This window comes from Micromonospora cremea (assembly GCF_900143515.1).
Lineage (GTDB): Bacteria > Actinomycetota > Actinomycetes > Mycobacteriales > Micromonosporaceae > Micromonospora > Micromonospora cremea.
The window spans coordinates 3,677,568-3,696,451 of sequence record NZ_FSQT01000002.1 but is presented as its reverse complement, the minus strand read 5'-3'; the positions used below and the strand labels follow the sequence as shown (position 1 = coordinate 3,696,451).

Sequence of the window (18,884 nt, the reverse complement as noted above, 5' to 3'; positions counted from 1 at the left end):
TGACCCCGGCCCGCCGGTCGTTACACACGGTCCCGGCGCCACGAGGCCCCCGCCCGTAGGCCGCCGAAAGACTTTCCCCCGTGTTGAAAGCGCCGGACGAGGTGCTTGCACCCACACGCCGTTCCCCCGAACTGGGCGGTGGGTGTCTACCCCCTGAAGGAGCTCACCCCCATGAACACGATCATTCGTAAGAGCATGCTGTCCGTTGCTGGTCTCGCGTTCGCCGGTGGTGTCTTCGCCGGCCCGATCGCCGCCCACGCCGCCCCCGTCGACGGCAAGCCCGCCGCCGTGGCGGTGCAGACGGTCAAGGCGCAGGGCGCGCAGTCGCACATCGACCTCAACGACGAGCAGATTGCGAACGTCAAGGCGATCATCGCCGCGACGAAGAAGGCCGATCTGCCTGAGCGGGCCGCGGTCATCTCGATCGCCACCAGCCTGCAGGAGTCGAAGCTGGAGAACCTGGGTCACCTCGGCGACAAGAACGACCACGACTCGCTGGGCCTGTTCCAGCAGCGCCCCAGCTCGGGTTGGGGTACGCCGGAGCAGATCACCGACCCCGCCTACTCGACGACCGCGTTCCTCAAGGGTCTCAAGCAGGTTGACGGGTGGCAGGACATGGCGTTGACCGACGCCGCGCAGACCGTGCAGGTCTCGGCCTACCCCGATGCCTACGCCCAGTGGGAGCAGCAGGCCACCGACCTGGTCGCCCAGCACTGGAACAACTGACCCACCGCATGACACCGACCGCTGGCCGGCACCCCGAACCCGGGGTGCCGGCCAGCGGCACATCCACGACCGACGAGAGCGTCGACGACGGGCGGTCAGAAGAGGACCGTGGCGAGGGTGCCGACCGGCTGGAAGCCGCAGCGCTCGTAGACCCGGCGGGCCGGCACGTTGAAGTCGTTGACGTACAGGCTGACTGTCGGGGCGACCCGCAGCAGCGCGTCGCGCACCACCGCCGCCATCGCGGCGGTGGCGATCCCGCGGCCCCGCCACTCCGGCGCCACCCAGACGCCCTGGACCTGCGCGGTCCGCTTGGTCACCACGGCCAGTTCGGCCTTGAAGACGACCTTGCCGTCGACGAAGCGGGCGTACGCCCGGCCGGCGCGGACCAGGTCGTTGACCCGCCGGCGGTAGCTGCGCCCGGCGTCCTCGGCCAGCGGGGAGACGCCGACCTCCTCGGTGTACATGGCCACCGCCGCCGGAAAGAGTCGGTCGACCTCACCGGTGCGGACCTGGCGCACCTCCGGGTCGACCGGTACGGCCGGCAGCGCGTCGGTGGCCAGCAGCGGCTGGTTGGGGCGGACGTCCCGGGCCGGACCCCAGGTGTCGGAGAGACGATCCCACAACCCGAGGACGGCGTCAGCCCGGCCGACGATGGAGGAGCAGAGCCGCTCCTCGCCGGCGAGCAGGTCGGCGAAGGCGGCCACCGCGGCGTCGGTGGCGAGCACCGGGGTGAGGTTGCCGCCGATCCAGCAGAGCGATTCCAGGTTGCGCCGTGGGCCGTACCCCAGGATCCGGCCCTCGGCCCGCCACCAGGCGAGCCCGCGCGCGGCGACGCGCTCGGCGACCTGCGCGCCCGCGAACGGGTCCAGGTCGAGCAGTCGCTCGACCGCGCGGCGCTCCGATTCCCCCAGTTGCCGTACCGGCACCGTCAGCACGTCTACCAGCCTGCCAGATCGCACCCCCGGCCCGCCGGCCGAGTGCCGAGGCCGGTCTCAGACAGTCACCGGCTCGTCCGCCGGGCTGGTCGACCTGGTCCGGCCGGCCCACCGGACGACCGGGGGCACCAGGGCACCGAGCAGGAGGAACAGCCCACCCAGCACCAACCAGCCGGGCACACCCCAGCCGAGCGCGAGAGTGGTCACCACCACCGGCGCGAGCATCTTGCCCAGCTCGTAGCCCATGCCGTACGCGCCCTGGTACTGCCCCTGCGCGTCCGCGGGCGCCAGCCCGAAGGAGATCCCCCATCCGGCGGCGGAGTGCCACAGTTCCCCGATCACGTGCACGAGCGCCCCGCAGCCGAGCAGGCCGACAGCGCCCGCCGTGGGGAGCGCACCGCTCGCGGCGAAGAGTACGCAGGCCAGCGCGATGGCCACCCCGGCCCGCCGGGCGGCGCGGGCGGCCCCCGGCAGGGTGACCGCGCTGCGCGCGGCGCGTACCTGAAGGAGCACCACCAGCACGGTGTTGATCAGCGTCAACGCGGAGATCATCCAGGCGGGCGCGGCGGTGTGCCCGGCGATCCACAGCGGCAGGGCGATGGTGAGCAGGCTGAAGTGCATGGACATCAGGCCGTCGAGCAGGGTGAAGGCGAGGAACGGGCGGTCCCGCAGGGCGATGAGCCGGGGTCCGTGCGTCGGGGCGGCGACCGGCGCGACGGTGGGCAAACGGAGGAAGACCGCCGCAGCGGCCAGCGACGCGGCCGCCGCGGTCAGGATCAGCGCGACGTACCCGGCGCGGGTGTCGGCGGCGATGGCGAAGCCGCCGAGGACGGCACCGACGGAGATGCCGACGTTGGTGGTGGCCCGCAGGTAGGCGCGGGTGTGCACCCGCTGGTCGGCGGGGATCGCGCCGGCGATCAGCGCGCCCCGGGCGCCGCGCTCGACCGCGTCGGCGAGCGCCGTGGCGGCGCCCACCACCAGGAAGGCGGCGAAGGAACGGACGGTGATGAGGCCGGCGGTGAGGGTGCCGGCGACGATCAGGCCGCCGACCTGCGCGCCGCGCGGCCCGACGCGGTCGGCGAGGTAGCCGCTCGGGGCGCTGGCCAGCACGCCGGCCAGCGCCGAGATGGTGAGCCCGATCCCGACCTGCGTTGGTGAGAGGCCGACGGACCGGGTGAGGAAGAGCGCGCTGGCCACCAGCCAGAGGCCCCGCCCGACGGTCTTGACCAGGGTGCCGAGGGTGAGGACCCGGGCGGGGCCGGGTGGTGGAAGCAGGCGCATGCCCGACACCCTAGCAAGACGTACGTACGGTTTGTAACGTTCCCCTTGTCGGCGATGCATTGCCGATATATCGTTGATGCATCAGCGACAGTACGTAGAGAGGAAGAACGAATGAGGTTCCATCGACAGCAGCACCCGCTGCACGAGGCCCGGATGCGCGGCTTCGGCTTCCCGCCCGGCCCGCACGGCCACGAGCACGGCGGCCCGTGGGGCGGCCGGGGCCGCGGACGAGGCCGGGGTCGACGCCCCAACGTCCGGGGCGCCGTGCTGGCCCTGCTCACCGAGCGGCCGATGCACGGCTACGAGATGATCCAGGAGATCGACTCCCGTACCGGCGGTGCCTGGCGTCCGAGCCCGGGCTCGATCTACCCCACCCTCCAACTGCTGGAGGACGAGGGAGTGATCGTCGCCAGCACGGAGGAGTCCGGCGGCGGGCGGAAGCGTTTCACGGTCACCGAGGCCGGTCAGGCCGAGGCCACCGAGGCCGCGCAGACCCCACCGTGGGCGGACGTCGCCCAGGGCACGGTGAGCAGTTGGCACGACATCCGGGACTCTGGCGCGCAGGCGATGAACGCACTCCGCCAGGTGATGATGAACGGCACCGACGACCAGCGGGAGCGGGCCGCCCAGGTGCTCGACGAGACCCGGCGCAAGCTGTACGCCATCCTCGCCGAATCGGAGTGACACCGAGAAGTGCCACCCGCCCGAGACGGGCAGATCCGGCACCCGCTACAGACAGCGAGCGGCCGTTCCCTCAGTGGGAACGGCCGCTCGCTACGTAACAGGTCGCCGACGCGCCGGCGGGCGGATCAGTGGACGGTGACGGTCGGGCCGGTGACCAGCCCGCGCAGTTCCTCGGGAAGCTCGGCGCCCATCTCGTCGGCGATCCGCAGCGCCTCCTCGATCAGCGTCTCCACGATCTGCGCCTCGGGCACCGTCTTGACGACCTTCCCCTTGACGAAGATCTGGCCCTTGCCGTTGCCGGAGGCGACGCCGAGGTCGGCCTCGCGGGCCTCGCCCGGCCCGTTGACGACGCAGCCCATCACGGCCACCCGCAGTGGCACCGGCAGCCCTTCCAGACCGGCGGTGACCTCCTCGGCGAGCTTGTAGACGTCCACCTGGGCCCGGCCGCAGGACGGGCAGGAGACGATCTCCAGGCCCCGCTCGCGCAGCCCCAGCGACTCCAGGATCTGGTTGCCGACCTTGATCTCCTCCACCGGCGGGGCGGACAGCGACACCCGGATGGTGTCACCGATCCCCTCGGCGAGCAGGGCGCCGAAGGCGACCGCCGACTTGATCGTGCCCTGGAAGGCCGGGCCAGCCTCGGTGACGCCCAGGTGCAGCGGGTAGTCGCACTGCTCGGCCAGCTGCCGGTACGCCCGGATCATCACCACCGGGTCGTTGTGCTTGACCGAGATCTTGATGTCCCGGAAGCCGTGCTCCTCGAACAGCGAGCACTCCCACAGCGCCGACTCGACCAGCGCCTCGGCGGTGGCCTTGCCGTACTTGCTGAGCAGCCGCTTGTCCAGCGAGCCCGCGTTGACGCCGATCCGGATCGGCACCCCGGCGTCGCCGGCGGCCTTGGCGATCTCCCGGACCTTGTCGTCGAACTGGCGAATGTTGCCCGGGTTGACCCGGACCGCCGCGCAGCCCGCGTCGATCGCGGCGAAGACGTACTTGGGCTGGAAGTGGATGTCGGCGATCACCGGAATCTGCGACTTCTTGGCGATTGCCGGCAGCGCCTCGACGTCGTCCTGGGACGGCACGGCCACCCGGACGATCTGGCAGCCCGACGCGGTCAGCTCGGCGATCTGCTGGAGGGTGGCGTTGACGTCGGAGGTGAGGGTGGTGGTCATCGACTGCACGGACACCGGCGCGCCGCCGCCGACCGGCACCGAGCCGACCATGATCTGGCGGCTGGCCCGGCGGGGAGCGAGCGGCGGGGGCGGTACGGCGGGCATACCGAGACTGACAGCGGTCACTTCAGCACTCACCTTGGGAAGAGCGTGATCGGGTTGACGACGTCGGCGGTGATGGTCAGCAGCGTGAACACGCCACCGATCAGGATCACCACGTACGTGAAGGGCATCAGCTTGAGGTAGTCGACCCGTCCGGGGTCGGCACGGCCGATCCGCGCGTAGATCCAGGACCTGGCCCGTTCGAACCAGGCGATGGCGATGTGGCCGCCGTCCAGCGGGAGCAGCGGCAGCAGGTTGAACACTCCGATGAAGAAGTTCAACGAGATGAACAGCGTCACGAACAGCAGCCAGGCCTTGTTGGCGAACGCCTCGCCGCCGAGCCGGCTGGCGCCGACCACGCTGATCGGGGTGTCCACGTCACGCTCGCCGCCGGTGATGGCGGTCCACAGGGCGGGGACCTTCTGCGGCAGCCGCTGCAACGCCTGGACCGTGCCGACGGCCAGTTCGCGGGTGAAGTCGGCCGTGGCGCCGAACGCCGCGACCGGACCGTAGGTCACCCGGGTCGGCGTGGTGGGCACGAGGCCGACGCCGAGTGCGGCGACCGGGGCGACGGTGCCCTTCGCGTCGTCGAGCGGCGGGCGCTGGGTCTGCGCGAGCACGGTGCTCGTCTTCCCCGGCTGGCCGTCGCGGACGTAGTCGATCTGGGCGGTGTCGCCGGGCTTGAGCCCGCGCAGGGCGACGAGCAGTTCGCCGTAGTTGTTGATCGGCCGGCCGTTGACCGAGGTGATCCGGTCACCGTCGCGCAGTTGGGCCTGGGCCGCGGGGCTGGCGACGTCACCCGGGGCGCAGGCTCGGGCGGCGTTGTCCGGGACCACACAGTCGGACAGCGCAATCACCGCCGGCTCCTGGCGGATCTCCGCCTCGGTGGAGGGGAAGTCGCGGTTGGGCAGGCCGAGCGAGACGGCGGCGATCCAGATGGCGATCAGTGCCAGCGCGAAGTGGGTGATCGAGCCCGCGGACATGACGATCGTCCGCTTCCAGACCGGGTAGCGCCACATGGCCCGCGGCTCGTCGGCCGGGTCGACGTCGTCGTCCTGGGCGGTCATCCCGACGATCTTGCAGAAGCCGCCGAGCGGAATGCCCTTGATGCCGTACTCCGTCTCACCCCGCTTGAACGACCAGAGGGTGGGGCCGAAACCGACGAAGTACTTCGTGACCTTCATCCCGAACGCCTTGGCGGTCAGCATGTGACCCGCCTCGTGCAGGCTCACCGAGACGAGGATGGCCAGGGCGAAGAGCGCCACCCCGAGCAGGTTTGCCATCAAGCTCCTTCCACCGAACCCGCGATGATCTCCTGCGCGTGCGCACGCGCCCACGACTCCGCCGCGAGCACGTCCTCGACGGTACCCGGTTCGCTGAAGTCCGGAGCCTCCTCCAACACCCGTTCGAGGGTGTCGACGATCCCCAGGAACGGCAGCCGACCGGCCACGAACGCCTCGACGCACTCCTCGTTCGCCGCGTTGTAGATCGCCGGGCGGCAGCGGCCGGCCTCCCCGGCGGCCTTGGCCAGCGCGACGGCCGGGAACGCCGTGTCGTCGAGCGGCGCGAACTCCCAGGTGTGCGCGGCCGTCCAGTCGACCGCGGAGGCGGCCCCCGGGACCCGGTCCGGCCAGCCCAGGGCGACCGCGATCGGCAGCCGCATGTCCGGTGGGCTGGCCTGGGCGATCGTCGAGCCGTCGACGAACTCGACCATGGAGTGGATCACTGACGTCGGGTGCACCATCACGGTGATGTCGGCGTAGGGCACGTCGAAGAGCTCGTGTGCCTCGATCACTTCCAGCGCCTTGTTGACCATCGTGGCGGAGTTGATCGTGATGACCTTGCCCATGTTCCACGTGGGGTGTGCGAGCGCCTGCTCGGGCGTGACCTGCGCCAACTCGTCGCGACTGCGGCCCCGGAAGGGCCCTCCGCTGGCGGTGACGATCAGCCGGCGTACCTCGCCGCGCGAGCCGGAGCGCAGGCACTGGGCCAACGCGGTGTGCTCCGAGTCGACCGGGACGATCTGCCCCGGCCGCGTCACCGCGGCCTTGACCAGCGGGCCGCCGGCGACGAGCGATTCCTTGTTGGCCAGGGCGAGGGTGCGACCACCGCGCAGCGCGGCCAGCGTCGGCGCGAGCCCGAGCGATCCGACCACCCCGTTGAGCACGATGTCGCACGGCCACTGCGCCAGCTCGGTCATCGCATCCGGCCCGGCCACGATCTTGGGAAGCTTGAAGTCGCCGGTGGCCCAGCCGCGCCGGCTCGCCTCGGCGTAGAACGCCAGCTGGAGGTCCTGCGCGGCGGACGCCTTGGCAACCCCGACCGCGTCGACGCCGAGTTCGAGGGCCTGTGCGGCGAGCAGTTGGACGTTGCCGCCGCCCGCGCCCAGGGCGACCACCCGGAACCGGTCCGGGTTGCGCCGGACGATGTCGATGGCCTGTGTGCCGATCGAGCCGGTGGACCCGAGCAGGACGAGGTCGCGGGGGGAAGTCACCCGGCCATTCTTCCCCACGGCCGCTGTACGCCCGCTGGGAGCCTCAGCCGTCGCCACCCACCTGCGGATCGACGGCTTCCTCGGCGCCTTTCCCGATGATCGACTCCAGGTCGATCAAGCTGCCGGCCGGGCGGCCGAGGGCCGCCGGAGCGACCCTCGGCCGGGACTAGCCGCCGTTGATGACGAACTGCGACCCCGGCTGGATGACGATGTTGCCGTCGGCCGAGTTGGTGATGGTCACGTTGGTCAGCGTCGCGTTTCCGCGGGCACCGCTCATCGCGAGGATGCCGGCGCCGTTGTTCGACTTGTCGATCCGCACGTTGGTGATCGCGACGTTCGGCATGTTGCCGCCGCCGTTCTTGAACTGGATGCCGTCGTAGGTGGAGTCGTAGATGTCGGTGTCCCGGATCGTGACCCCCGTGATGTCTCTCGTGGCGGGGAAGAGGGTGATGGCGCCGAACTCCTGGTCCTCGTTCCAGAACGCGCCACCGGTCCGGTAGAGCCCGTTGTTGGCGATCAGCGTCGTCCCAGAGAAGGGCAGCGGGTCGTGGTCGGTCGCCAGCATGATGCCCGGGTAGTTCGCGGTGTCGTAGATCAGGTTGTTCTCGATCGAGTTGTCGTAGCCGCCGTAGATGGCGATGCCGTTCGCCCGCCAGGGCAGTTGGATGGTGTTGTTGACGAAGCGGTTGTCGTGGGCGATGTCCACGTTCCGGTCCTTGACGTACGGGTTGGCCCAGACGGCCAGCGCGTCGTCGCCGGTGGTGCGGAAGGACGAGTTGAACACCCGCGAGTTTCGCGTGCCGTTGCTGAAGTTGATGCCGTCGGCGTAGGTGTTGCGGATCCGCATCCCGCTGAACTCCAGCCCGTCGGCCGGGCCCCACAGGTCGGGGATGTTGTCGTAGTCCCGACCCACCCAGACACCCACGTTGGCGTGCTCGATCCAGACGTTGCTGATCCTGGTGCCCGTGCCGAACCGGCCGTTCAGACCCACGCCACCCTCAGCGTTGCCGTCACCACCACGGATCCGGCCCGAGCCGAAGATGGCAATGTCCGAGATCTGGGTGTTCTTGTCGATGTCGAACCCGAAGTTGCCCTCGTGCGGGTGGTTGATGCCGCCCACCACGTTCTGCGGCTCGGTCAGTGTGTAGAGCTGCGAGTGCCACATCCCGGCGCCCCGGATCGTGACGTTGCTGATGCCGACCTGGTTGTGCGTACCCCGGTTCAGCGGGTCGTCGGTCAGGATCTTCTGCTCCTGCCGCCACTGCCCCGCCGGAATCCAGACGCAGCCGATGACCCCGTTCTGGTCGTCGGTCACCGCCCGCTGGATGGCGGCGGTGTCGTCCAACCCGTCGTTCGGGACGGCACCGTACGACGTGATCGAGGTGCACCCGGCCGGCTGGCTCGCCGCCGGCGCCACCTGCTCCAGGTCGATCATGTCGATGACGTAGAACGAGGCCGAGTCACCGGCGTCGCGCTGCAACTTGAATCGGGTACCGGCCGGGTACGACTGCGACAGCAGCGCGTTCGACTCGTCGAACAACCGTCGGGCGTCGGCCTGCGGGGTGTTGGTCAGCGCCTCCGGCCCGTCGGTGTTGCCGTAGAGCCAGCTGTGCCGCGACGAGAGTGTCAGCTTCCGGGAGAAGACGTCGTTGACGTAGAGGCTGATCGTCGCCTCGATGCCGCCGCCACCGGGGGCGTCCGGGATGGAGTTGCGCACCACGATGGCGTTGGCGGGGTTGGTCGAGGTGAACTGGACGAACTGCCCGGTGCTGTTCAGCCGTACCGACTTGCGGCCGGAGGACTCGGTCGCGAAGTTGGTGTGGCCGAAGGTGCGCAGCGGGTCGGCCTCCAGCAGCGTGCCCTGGTACTGGGCGGCCTCGGCCTCGTAGGAAACGTACGGGACGGCAGCCCCACGCCCGACCACGATCGACTGGGAGAGCGCGTTGTTGGTCTCGTTGGTCTCGGCGACCGTGTTGGTCGCGTCGGCGGTGGCGGTGATGGTGGCGCCGCCGCTGGTGGCGGTCCAGCTTCCGGCGACAGCCACGTTGACCGTCGCGCCGGCGGCGATCGAGCCGGTACTGGTGTTGAGCGTGGTGCTGCCCACCGCCAGGCGGGTGACCGTGGTGGCGCCGGTCGCGGTGGTGCCGCGGTTGCGTACCGCCACGGTGAACGTGACGGACGCCCCGACGGCCGGGTTCGGCGGGTTGGAGGCGATGCTGAGGACCTGCAGGTCGGGACCCGGAGCCTGCACGACCACCAGCGGCGAGGGTGTGGTGTAGCTGTTGTTGCCGTTGTTCTGCTCGACGATCGTGTTCGTCGGGTCGACCACGGCCGAGACGCTGTAGCTGCCCATCGGACGGGTTCCGGCGTTGAACGAGACCGTGGTCGAGCCCCCGGCGCTGAGCGCGCCCACCGCGGCGCTGCCGACGACCGCGCCGGCCAGGCTGAAGTTGACCGTGGTGGCTCCGGCGGCCGCCGACCCCACGTTCTGGACCACGGCCGAGAGGGTGACCGGAGTTGCCTCGCTCGGCGACGCGGGCGACCAGGTCGCCGAGCTGATGACCAGGTCGGGGTTGGGTGCCGGCGTGCCGCACACCTCAAGCTCGGCCACCTGACCCGACGGGGCTCCGCTGTTGGCCGTGAACCGCAGCTGCACGTCGGCGGTGGTCGCGGTGACCGGGATCCGCACCACGTTGTTGCCCTGGACGAACTGGTAGCTCGCCGCCGACACCAGGTTGGTGTACGTCGACGAGGCCTGGTCGCGACCAAGGACCTGGATGGTCTGCGTACGGGTGCCCCAGGCCGGGTCCGGGTTCAGCTTGACGGTGACGGCCGAGACGGAGTGGTTGGCGCCCAGCGCCACGGTCAGGTTCTGCGGATAGCTCGCCGCGCCCTCCCAGTACGTCGCGAGCTGCCCGTCGTTCGCCTTCTCAGGGGTGAAGGTGAAGGTGGAGCCGCTCGCGGTCATGGTCTTGCCCTGCGCCACGTTCGTGCAGGCAGGGGGCACCGTGCCGGTCCGGGTGACCGTGTTGCTGTTGCCGGACAGGTTGCCCGCACCGTCCCGGGCACGGACGTAGTAGGACACGGTCGCCGTCGCTGGCTGGGTGTCCTGGTAGGTGAGGACGGTGCTCAGCGTCGCGATCAGGCTGCCGCCGCGGTAGACGTTGTAGCCGGCCAGACCGCTGCCACCGGAGTCGGTGGAGGCGCCCCAGTTGAGGGTGATCGTGCTGCCCGACTGGGTGTACGAGAGGTTGCCCGGCACGCTCGGTGCGGTGGTGTCCGGGGTGGTGCCGCCACTGCCGTACACCTCGAGCTCGGACAACTGCCCGGCCGGCCAGCCGCTGTTGCCCGTGATGGTGATCCGCACGTACCGGGTGGCGGCCTGGCTGAAGTTGATCGTGACCGTGCTGCCGCTCGCCGGGTTGAAGGTGTAGGTCTGCGAGGCGACCAGGTCAGTGAACGACGAACCGGTGGCGCTGCCCTGCACGCTCAGAGTCTGCGTGCGGGTCGCCCAGCCGGAGGTCGGCAGCTTCAGCACGACCTGGTTGACGGCCTGCGACGAGCCGAGATCGACCTGCACCCACTCGGGGAAGGAATTGTTGACGCTCTCCCAGTAGCTGCCCGCGTTGCCGTCGACGACCTTCGACGAGTCGTAGACGTCGGCGTGGCCGCTCTCCTGGGTCGGTCGCCCCTGGGCGAGGTTGGTGGCTGCCGGGGCGAAGGCGGCGCTCGACGCGGCTGTCGTGTCGGCTGGGCGGGCGGCGCCGGCCGGGTTCGCGACGGCCGCCGACCCGACGGTGGCGATCACCGTGGCCGCGACTGTCGCCGCCACCATCCTGAACAGATTCGTTCGTCTCATCACTGTCCTGTCGTTGGGGGACGGTGCCGCGGCGGGCTGACCACGGCGTGGGGCGTGATTCGGCGCGTCGTCGGCCGACGCGCGGGGGCGCGCCGGCCGGTGTGGGAGGTGCCCGAAGAGGCGAGGTGGTGGTGGCGGGTTCGGGGGAGAAAAACCGCCAAAGAGGCGGCTCGCGAGAACTTGCGACGCCGTGCGAGAAATCAAGCACACCTTTGTCGAGATTTTGCATGACGTTGACCAGATGTTACTGACGTGCTACAAGGGACGTCAACACTTCGACCGCCGTGACTATTGACGGCTGTCGGTTCACTCGCTCTGCGGAGCCCCGCCCCACGAGCACGCCACGTATGAATGGAAGGGCCCCTTGTTAACGCCTGGCGTTAACAAGGGGCCCTTCCATTCACCTCAGCTGGTTGGGGCGGTCAGAACGAACGTCTCCAACTCCTCGCCGCCGTACCAGTCGGTGCGCCGGCCCACGTGGGCCATCCCGAGTCGCCGGCACACCGCCATCGACGGGTCGTTGCCCGGCGAGACCACCGCGTAGATCTCCGGCGTGCCGGCCGCGAACTCCCGCGACATGACCGCACGAGCCGCCTCGGTGGCGTAGCCGTGACCCCACGAGTCCGGGTGCAGGTGCCAGCCCACCTCGATGTTCTCGGTAAGCCGTGTCTCGTCCCGCCCCGGCATCGGCTTGAGCAGCACGGTGCCCGCCACGGGGCCGGTGTCCCGCACCTCGATCGCCCAGGTGCCGTACCGGCCGTGGTCCTCGGCGTGCCGGTCCCGCCAGATCTGCAGCCGTTCAGCGGCCTGCGCCGGGTCGGTCATCGGCAACCCCGGAGACACAGCCAGCCAGCGGGTGATCTCGGAGCGGGAGTAGATGTCGTAGATCCGGGTCAGGTCGGCCGGATCGTCGGTCCAGTCACGCAGGATCAGGCGGTCGGTGGTGAGAACGGTCATGGCGGGCGATCTTAATGAGTGGCGGACCCGTCGACAGGGAAAGAGATCGTGGTGGGCAGCGGATGGCGGCGGACGAAGCGGATCATCAATGCCGCGTTCCGCCCCGTGCGCGGCCGGGACCTGTCACTGCACGCCGCCGCGATCACGTTCTACGGGGCGATCGCCGTGGTGCCGGTGGCCCTGCTGGCGCTCTGGCTCACCTCCCTGATCGCCGGGGCCGACCGGGTACGCCGGCTCACCTCGTACGCCGTGGAGGCGCTGCCCACCGCGATCGGCGCGCCCCGCGCGGTGGCCGCGCTGGTCGACGCCGGGGCGGAGTTGACCCCGCTGCTGGCTCTGGCCTCGCTGCTGCCCGCATCGCTGTACGGCGAAGGTCTGCGCCGGGCGTTCGTCTCGGTGGCCGCGCCCCGCACCGACGAGCACCTGGTCGGCTGGCGTGGCCGGTTGCTGCTGCTGCCGCTGCTCGCACCGGCCCCCGCGCTGCTGCTGTCGATCCTGCTGGCGCTGCCGCTCACCACCGGCCTGGTCCGGCGGGGCGGCTGGGTCGGGGCGCTGGGTGTGGTGCTGTCGTTCCTGGCGGTCTGGCTGGTGCTCACGCCGGTGCTGATGTGGGTGTTCCGGGTGGTCGGGCCGGCGTCGCCGGACTGGCTCTCCACGCTCGGGATGGGGTCGTTCACCGCGGCGAACCTTTCCGGCTTCATGCACGGCTTCGTGCTCTTCGCCTCACTCCCGCTGGATCTGGGCGTACCGTTCGGCGGCTTCGACGAGATCGGCGCGGGCGTCGCCGTCCTCCTCTGGCTCTACCTGTTCCACGTGATCGTCCTGGCCGGCTACTCGGCCACCCTGGCCCTCTCCCGCTGGCGGGGCCAGCGCGCCGGTCGGCTGATGAGCGGCTGATGACGGGTCGTCCGCCCAGGGTTGCGGGACCGGGCGAAGAGGCTGACCCGGCGGGCGGTGCCGACTAGGCTGCCGCGGCATGAGCAGCGAACTTCCCGGCCGCGCCGACGTCGTGATCGTCGGTGCGGGGCACAACGGTCTGGTCTCCGCCATCCTGCTGGCCCGCGCGGGCCTCGACGTCCTGGTGCTGGAGGCCGCCGACGTGATCGGCGGCGCGACCCGCACCGAAAACCCGTTCCCGAAGGTGCCGGGGCTGCGCCACTCCACCGGCTCGTACCTGCTCGGGCTGATGCCGCCGGAGCTGCTCGCCACGCTCGACGTACGGATCCCGGTGCTGCGCCGCGACCCGCACTACTTCCTGCCCACGCCGGGCGGTCTCGGCTCGCCGTACCTGCTCTTCGGCAGTGACACCGCGGCCACCCGGGCACAGCTCGCCGAGTTCTTCTCCCCCGCCGACGTGGCCGCCGACGACGCCATGCAGGCCGAGCTGGCCGCGCTGCGCGAGGACCTCGCCCCGGCCTGGCTCGCCGAGCCGCTGACCGCTCAGGAGACCGCCGACCGGCACGTCCGTCCGGCGCTGCGGCAGGTCTTCGTCGACCTGGTGCAGGGCTCGGTCGCGGACTACCTGGCCCGGTTCGAGTTCCGCTCCGAGCTGCTGGTCAGCATGTACGCGGTCACCGACGGGCTCTCCGGGCTCAACGCCGGCCCGGACGACCCTGGAACGGGCCATAACTTCCTGGTGCACAACATGTGCCGGCTGCCCGGCTCGGGTGGCACGTGGATGATCGCCGAGGGCGGGATGGGCACCGTGTCGCGCACCTTCGCCGACGCCGCCCGCGCCGCCGGCGCGACCATCCTGACCGGTGCGCCGGTGACCGCGGTGACCCTGGACGGCGGCGCGGCGAGCGGTGTCGTGCTCGCCGACGGCCGGCAGGTCGCCGCCCGGGTGGTGCTCGGCGCGTGTGACCCGTACCGGCTGATGGACCTGTTGCCCGACGGGGCGCTCCCGGCGCCGCTCGGCGAGCGGATGGCGGCGGTCCGCCGCCCCGGCACCACCCTCAAGCTCAATCTGGCGCTGACCGGGCTGCCCCGCTTCTCCTGCCTGCCGGCCGGCACGCCGAGCCCGTTCGGCTCGACCATCCACCTGCTGCCCGGCTCGGCGTCGCTGGTCGGCGGCGATGCCACCTCGCCGATGGCCGCGCTGCGCTCCATGTGGGCGGACGTGCAGGCCGGGCATCTGCCGGCGGAGCCGACCATCGAGTGGTACCTGCACACCACCGTCGACCCGTCGCTCTCCGACGCCGCGGGGCACCACTCGTCGGCGCTCTTCGTCCAGTCGGTCCCCTACGAGCTGACCGGCACCACCTGGGATGCGGCACTGCCCGGCTACGTCGACCGGTTGATCGGGATCGTCGAGCGGTACGCCCCCGGCACCGCCGACCTGATCGCCGACGCGGTGCCGTTGCCCCCACCGGGCATCGAGGCCCACTTCGGCATCACCGGCGGGCACATCCACCACGTCGACAACACCGTCTCGTTCGCCGACCGGATGCCCTACGCCACCGGGGTCGACGGCGTGTACGCCGGCAGCGCCGGCTGCCACCCGGCCGGCAGCGTGATCGGTGCCGCCGGCCACAACGCCGCCCGCCGCATCCTCGCCGACCTAGGCCGCTGACCCGCCCTTCGCCCGGTTGGCGGACGGTCGGAGGTCCCCGGGGCCGCCGATCAGGTAGAAGGCGACCAGCAGGAGGTACGCGCAGAGGCTGAGGATGGGGTCGACGAAGACGACGGCGAAGGCGACCAGGTAGAGCAGGGGCTTCAGCAGGATCCGCCGTGCGACCGCCCGGGCCAGCCCGGGATCCATGTCGGGGTGAAGAAGCCCGCGCCGGCGGGCCCACCACCAGCTCAGGTTGACGAAGAGCGCCTCACCGAGCACGGTGCCGAGGTAGAGGGCGGCGGTCAGCCGCTGCTCGGTGGCACTACCGCGCAGGTTGTCCGACAGCAGGTCGGCGGTGAACGGGATCGTGGCGATGAAGAGCAGCACGAGCAGGTTGAGGACCAGCAGCATCTGGTCGACCCGGATGATGTACCGCCACAGGTTGTGGTGGGCGAGCCAGACCTGCCCGGCGAGCGCGAAGGTGATCAGGTACGCCAGGTAGGACGGCCAGGCGTGGGCGAGGGCGTCCGGAAGCTCCCGCCCGCTCTCCCGGGCCGGGCCGGTCTGGAGCAGCTCGACGGCCATCACCGTCAGCACGACCCCGAAGACCCCGTCGCTGAACGTCTCCACCCGCGCCGCGTCCCGGGTCATCTCCCGGCCACGCCCGTACCGGTACGCACCCTTCTGCGCGTCCGCCCCCGCCACGCCCGCCCCACTCTCGGTGTGTCCGGTTGGCGCCGGACTGCGGCTTTCGCCGCTCTCCATTGCATCGTGGTGCATGGAGAGGCCGCGCGGACGCGGATCGGGGCTGCGGCCGGGGCACCACGTCGGGTGCCCCGGCCGGCCGGTCAGCTCAGCGCCTCGCCCGCGGGGGCCGGGGTGTCGGCGTCGACGCGGTGGGCGCGGACCTTGTGGCCGACGCTCGTCAGGCAGCGGCCGGTGGCCAGGTCGAACCGCCAGCCGTGCAGCTGGCAGGTGAGCTGGTCGCCCTCGACGATGCCGAACCGGGTCAGGTCGGCCTTCAGGTGCGGGCAGCGCCGCTGCACCACCCAGTCGCCCAGGGTGATGTCCTCCGCGTCGGTGGTGCGCTCGTGCTCGTCGTACCAGCCCTCGGCGTACTGGAGCCGCTCCTCGGAGAGGCACTTGAAGAACGCGTAGACGAACTCGTTGTACTGGCCGATCCGGGCCGCCGAGAACCGGCAGGAGAGGAAGAGCGAGTTGACCCAGTCCACCTCGTCGATGAAGAGCAGATGCTCGATCAGCGCCCGCTCGGTACGGAACCGGTAGCGGACCTTCTCGTCGGCATACGGCCGGACCTCCTTGCCCGGGAAGTCCACCACGATCGACTCGACGCTCTCACCGTCGTACCCCACCAGGTCGAAGCGGACCGGCCCGCCGACGCCCTTGGCCAGGTAGATCGACTCGTCGAGCAGCGGCTCGATGCGGCTCTTCATCTGCCCGAGCACATCCACCTCGGGGTGCCGCCAGGACGCCTTCTCCGCCTCGATGATGGGCCGCTTGCGCTCCCGCATCTCCTCCAGGTGGGCGACCTTGTTCGCGAAGAACTCGTCGACCGGCACCGGGTGCGTCGTCGTCGCGCCCTCGGTGGTCACCTCGGCGACGCTGCCCGGCAGCAGCACGATCCCGTTGGTGCCGCCGACCTTGGCGTACTCCGACAGGAAGACAGACTGGTCGGGGAAGATGTTGCCCTCGTCGCCGTGGATGTCGTTGAACTGCCACAGCGCGTCGTCGAGGAAACACGGCGGACCGGCGCTCGGGAAGACGTGCGACGCCTTCAGGTCGTCGATGTAGCGCCAGGTCCGGTCGAACTGCCGGTCGCGCTTCTGCTTGCCGAACGCGGTCTTCGCCGCCTGCGGCAGCTCGTAGACCATCGGATACCAGATCGCGCCGGAGAACTGCATCAGGTGCGCGTGCACGTGCCCCAGCTCGGCGAAGACGCTCAGGTCGGTGGGGCGGGCGTCGTTCTGGTTGAGCAGTCGCACCCCGTCGTACTCCACCCACAGCGAGGAGTCGCCGATCGGGCCGTCGGTGGGGCTGGTCAACGCCTGAATCATGACCTTGAGCCCACCGGGCAGCTCCACCACCTGCTCGTTGGGCGCCTTCAGGAATTTGGTGAAGCCCAGCGCCCGGAACTCGTCCTCCATCTCCGAGGTGGGGAATTCGGGGAGCAGGACGGTGGCGTCCTTGGAGACGAAGTCCCGCAGGTGCTTTGCGTCGAAGTGGTCCCGGTGCAGGTGCGAGACGTACAGGTAGTCGACCTGGCCCAGGGTCTCCCAGTCGAGCAGGGAATTGTCGGGGAACGGAAACCAGGATGCGAAGTAGGCCGGATTGACCCACGGGTCGCACAGGATGCTGCCCGCGGCCGTGTCGATCCGCATGCTGGCGTGCCCGGTTCCGGTCACTCGCACCGCACAGTCCCCCTCAAACAGACAATCAGGTGTACGCCAAACGCTACCGGAGGGAGTCTGACCGCCGCCTCGCGACGCCCGTAGTGCCATTCGACCCGGGTGGGCAGGGCCCGGTGACCGGGAAACACCCACCGCGCCGCCCCGGGCAGCAGGCGTGCCAGACTAACCGGAGATCCGATCGCGAGGGAAGGACCGACAGTGGCAGGAAGCGAGCCGGTAACGTCGCCAGACCAGCACAAGCCCGGGCACCGTAAGTCCGGGCGGATCGGCGCGGTCCTCACCGCGCTGGCGCTGCTGGCGATGATCTGCGGCAACCACGAGGGCAGGGTCGAGGACATCTGGCTGGCCGGCCTGGCCGTGCTGCTGCTGGTCATCGTGATCGGCGACGCCGTGCTGCGGCGCAACGGTCTGCGCTCCTGACCGACCACCGGACGACCGGCCGACGACGCCGAGGGCCCGCCCCCACCCGGGGACGGGCCCTCGTCCGTACGCGTCGGGGTCAGCGCCCGAAGAGGATGTCCTGCACGTCCTTGAGCGCGGCGTCGACCTCGGCCTCGAAGTAGCCGCCCGGCACCAGACCGAACCGGAGCGTGTCCAGGTCCTTCGGGTTGACCGGCATCGGGTTGCGGCCCTGCATGCCGCCGAGCAGGGTGTCGAAGAACCGGTCGACCTGGTCCGGGTCGTACCCGCTGCCGAACCGGCGCACCTGGAAGCGACGCCGGATCTGGTCGACCCGGTACAGGTCGCTGCCGGGCGGGCCGGCCATCGGCGGACCGCCCATCGGCGGGCCGGGCACGGCGGGCGGACCGGCCATCGGCGGGCCACCCATGCCCTGCTGCGGCATCGGGGGCGGGCCGGCCGGACCACGGCGCATGTCGCGCAGGTCCCGCTCGGGCATCCGGATCTCGGCGGTCATGTCCGCACGACCGTGCCGACCGGCCTCGAAGCCGTCGAAGCGCGGCTCCTCGGGCGGGTAGCCACCGGGCGCACGCTGGTCGTCCGGGCCGTACCCGCCGGGCGCACGCTGGTCGTCCGGACCGTACCCGCCGGGCGCACGCTGATCGTCGGGGCCGTACCCGCCGGGCATCCGCTGGTCGTCCTGGCCGTAGCCACCGGGACCGGCGGGCAGGCCGCGCGGCGGGAGACCGTGCCCGCCCATCGGGCCACCCGGACCCATCGGGCCGGGACCGGCCGGGCCGCCCGGACCACGCGGAGCGTCGTAACCGCCGCGGGGGGCGTCGTACCCGCCGGCGAAGGCGCCGGTCGGCTCGTCGTACCGGCCGTAGCGGTCGGGCGGGCCGGCCTGCGCCGGCATCGGCCGGGGCGGCATCGGCTGCGGGACCATGCCCCGGTCGTCGCGCATCGGCGGGCCCATCCGGTCCGGCGGACCCATCCGGGGGTCGCCGCCGCGCCCGGCGGCACCGCGCTCCTCAAGCTCGGCCAGCTGCCGCTCGACCCGGTCGAGGTGCAGGTCGACCTGCCACTCGTCGTAGCCGTTGAACCGGACCCGGAAGACGACGTCGTGGACCTCCTGGGAGGCCACCGGCGCGCCGACCTGCCGGCCGTCGAGCGTCGCCTCGACCCGGTCGAGGAAGGCATCCACCTCGTCGACCTTGTATCCCCGGCGGAGCGCCTTGCGCCGGAAACGCTGACCCTGACTCGCCACTATGTCTCCTGGTCTCGTTCGCCAC

Annotated in this window: 15 protein-coding genes; 5 read left to right on the top strand and 10 right to left on the bottom strand. The window is 70.9% G+C overall.

Annotation, left to right across the window (positions count from 1 at the left end; genetic code table 11):
* The first annotated feature begins 171 nt into the window (after positions 1-171).
* Positions 172-726, top strand: a complete 555-nt coding sequence (locus BUS84_RS30835) for a hypothetical protein (RefSeq protein ID WP_074319227.1) — start codon at positions 172-174, stop codon at positions 724-726.
* Positions 727-821: 95 nt separating this feature from the next.
* Here BUS84_RS30835 and BUS84_RS30830 read toward each other — a convergent pair whose 3' ends face one another.
* Positions 822-1,661, bottom strand: a complete 840-nt coding sequence (locus BUS84_RS30830) for a GNAT family N-acetyltransferase (protein WP_074317841.1) — start codon at positions 1,659-1,661, stop codon at positions 822-824.
* A 57-nt stretch (positions 1,662-1,718) separates the two neighbouring features.
* Entirely contained in the window at positions 1,719-2,942 is a 1,224-nt protein-coding gene (locus BUS84_RS30825) for an MFS transporter (RefSeq protein WP_074317839.1), read from the bottom strand.
* 111 nt (positions 2,943-3,053) lie between these two features.
* On the opposite strand from BUS84_RS30825, the gene BUS84_RS30820 reads away from it, so the two are divergent.
* Positions 3,054-3,626, top strand: a complete 573-nt coding sequence (locus tag BUS84_RS30820) for a PadR family transcriptional regulator (protein ID WP_074317838.1) — start codon at positions 3,054-3,056, stop codon at positions 3,624-3,626.
* A gap of 125 nt (positions 3,627-3,751) precedes the next feature.
* Here the strand turns inward: BUS84_RS30820 and ispG are convergent, their stop codons facing one another.
* The 5 genes from ispG to BUS84_RS30795 all read right to left on the bottom strand — a co-directional run bounded on the left by ispG (position 3,752) and on the right by BUS84_RS30795 (position 12,210).
* Positions 3,752-4,924, bottom strand: coding sequence for a flavodoxin-dependent (E)-4-hydroxy-3-methylbut-2-enyl-diphosphate synthase (gene ispG, locus BUS84_RS30815; protein WP_074317836.1), 1,173 nt, complete (start codon positions 4,922-4,924; stop codon positions 3,752-3,754).
* An 8-nt stretch (positions 4,925-4,932) separates the two neighbouring features.
* Positions 4,933-6,183 carry a M50 family metallopeptidase gene (locus BUS84_RS30810; protein ID WP_074317835.1) on the bottom strand — a complete coding sequence of 417 codons (1,251 nt, stop codon included), beginning with the start codon at positions 6,181-6,183 and terminating at the stop codon, positions 4,933-4,935.
* Positions 6,183-7,394, bottom strand: a complete 1,212-nt coding sequence (gene dxr, locus BUS84_RS30805) for a 1-deoxy-D-xylulose-5-phosphate reductoisomerase (protein ID WP_074317833.1) — start codon at positions 7,392-7,394, stop codon at positions 6,183-6,185. Before dxr ends, BUS84_RS30810 begins: the two co-directional genes overlap by 1 nt.
* 166 nt (positions 7,395-7,560) lie before the next feature.
* Positions 7,561-11,253: a CARDB domain-containing protein gene (locus BUS84_RS30800; protein ID WP_074317832.1), complete on the bottom strand. Its 3,693-nt coding sequence runs from the start codon at positions 11,251-11,253 to the stop codon at positions 7,561-7,563.
* A gap of 405 nt (positions 11,254-11,658) precedes the next feature.
* Positions 11,659-12,210, bottom strand: coding sequence for a GNAT family N-acetyltransferase (locus tag BUS84_RS30795; protein ID WP_074317830.1), 552 nt, complete (start codon positions 12,208-12,210; stop codon positions 11,659-11,661).
* Positions 12,211-12,261: 51 nt separating this feature from the next.
* Here BUS84_RS30795 and BUS84_RS30790 point away from each other — a divergent pair, with 51 nt between their 5' ends.
* Together BUS84_RS30790 and BUS84_RS30785 are read left to right on the top strand one after the other, a co-directional pair.
* Positions 12,262-13,107: a YhjD/YihY/BrkB family envelope integrity protein gene (locus tag BUS84_RS30790; RefSeq protein ID WP_074319226.1), complete on the top strand. Its 846-nt coding sequence runs from the start codon at positions 12,262-12,264 to the stop codon at positions 13,105-13,107.
* A gap of 79 nt (positions 13,108-13,186) precedes the next feature.
* Complete coding sequence (locus BUS84_RS30785) at positions 13,187-14,782, top strand: phytoene desaturase family protein (protein WP_074317829.1); 1,596 nt, start codon at positions 13,187-13,189, stop codon at positions 14,780-14,782.
* Here the strand turns inward: BUS84_RS30785 and BUS84_RS30780 are convergent.
* A complete protein-coding gene (locus BUS84_RS30780; protein ID WP_074319225.1) occupies positions 14,771-15,415 on the bottom strand; it encodes a TMEM175 family protein in 645 nt (214 codons plus the stop codon). The genes BUS84_RS30785 and BUS84_RS30780 overlap by 12 nt on opposite strands.
* 197 nt (positions 15,416-15,612) lie before the next feature.
* Positions 15,613-17,193 carry a Rieske 2Fe-2S domain-containing protein gene (locus BUS84_RS30775; protein ID WP_074317827.1) on the bottom strand — a complete coding sequence of 527 codons (1,581 nt, stop codon included), beginning with the start codon at positions 17,191-17,193 and terminating at the stop codon, positions 15,613-15,615.
* Positions 17,194-17,391: 198 nt separating this feature from the next.
* Between BUS84_RS30775 and BUS84_RS30770 the strand changes: the two genes are divergently transcribed.
* Complete coding sequence (locus BUS84_RS30770; RefSeq protein ID WP_074317826.1) at positions 17,392-17,613, top strand: DUF2631 domain-containing protein; 222 nt, start codon at positions 17,392-17,394, stop codon at positions 17,611-17,613.
* 79 nt (positions 17,614-17,692) lie between these two features.
* Here the strand turns inward: BUS84_RS30770 and BUS84_RS30765 are convergent, their stop codons facing one another.
* On the bottom strand, positions 17,693-18,859 hold the full coding sequence (locus BUS84_RS30765) for a DivIVA domain-containing protein (protein ID WP_074317824.1): 1,167 nt from the start codon (positions 18,857-18,859) through the stop codon (positions 17,693-17,695).
* Positions 18,860-18,884 lie beyond the last annotated feature (25 nt).